Annotated in this window: 1 rRNA gene; it reads right to left on the reverse strand. The window is 52.9% G+C overall.

Going from position 1 to position 1,272, the window contains the following annotated elements:
- Nucleotides 1-1,272, reverse strand: a 23S ribosomal RNA gene (locus F595_RS0100065); the annotation flags it as partial.

Raw genomic sequence — 1,272 nt, forward strand, 5'->3', positions numbered from 1 at the left:
ACCCCCATTATCGTTACTCACGTCAGCATTCGCACTTCTGATACCTCCAGCGGACTTCTCAATCCACCTTCGCAGGCTTACAGAACGCTCCCCTACCACTTGCACTTAGTGCAAATCCGCAGCTTCGGCTCCTGGTTTGAGCCCCGTTACATCTTCCGCGCAGGCCGACTCGACTAGTGAGCTATTACGCTTTCTTTAAAGGGTGGCTGCTTCTAAGCCAACCTCCTAGCTGTCTATGCCTTCCCACATCGTTTCCCACTTAACCAGGAATTTGGGGCCTTAGCTGGCGGTCTGGGTTGTTGCCCTCTTGACGATGGACGTTAGCACCCACCGTCTGTCTCCCGGATAGTACTCCTGGGTATTCGGAGTTTGCATCGGGTTGCTAAGTCGAGATGACCCGCTAGCCGAAACAGTGCTCTACCCCCCAGGGTATTCGTCCGAGGCGCTACCTAAATAGCTTTCGGGGAGAACCAGCTATCACCGAGTTTGATTAGCCTTTCACCCCTATCCACAAGTCATCCCCTGGCTTTTCAACGACAGTGGGTTCGGACCTCCAGTGCCTGTTACGGCACCTTCATCCTGCTCATGGATAGATCACTCGGTTTCGGGTCTACTCCCAGCAACTAAACGCCCTATTCAGACTCGGTTTCCCTACGGCTCCCCTATACGGTTAACCTCGCTACTGAGAATAATTCGCTGACCCATTATACAAAAGGTACGCAGTCACCCCACGAAGGGGCTCCCACTGCTTGTATGCACACGGTTTCAGGATCTATTTCACTCCCTTCACCAGGGTTCTTTTCGCCTTTCCCTCACGGTACTAGTTCACTATCGGTCAGTCAGGAGTATTTAGCCTTGGAGGATGGTCCCCCCATATTCAGACAGGATGTCACGTGTCCCGCCCTACTTGTCCCAAACCTAGTTCCACCTCATCGTTTTCGTGTACGGGGCTATCACCCACTATGGCCAGACTTTCCAGACTGTTCCACTAACGCTGAGGCTAAAGATTGGAGGCTTGTCCGTGTTCGCTCGCCGCTACTGACGGAATCTCGGTTGATTTCTTTTCCTGCAGGTACTGAGATGTTTCACTTCCCTGCGTTCGCCTCACACACCTATGTATTCAGTGTGTGATACATGGGCATTGACCCCATGTGGGTTTCCCCATTCAGACATCTCCGGATCAAAGGTTGCTTGCCACCTCCCCGAAGCTTTTCGCAGGCTGCCACGTCTTTCATCGCCTCTGACTGCCAAGGCATCCACCGTGTGCACTTA

The sequence above is a fragment of the Perlucidibaca piscinae DSM 21586 genome (assembly GCF_000420045.1).
GTDB classification, from domain to species: domain Bacteria; phylum Pseudomonadota; class Gammaproteobacteria; order Pseudomonadales; family Moraxellaceae; genus Perlucidibaca; species Perlucidibaca piscinae.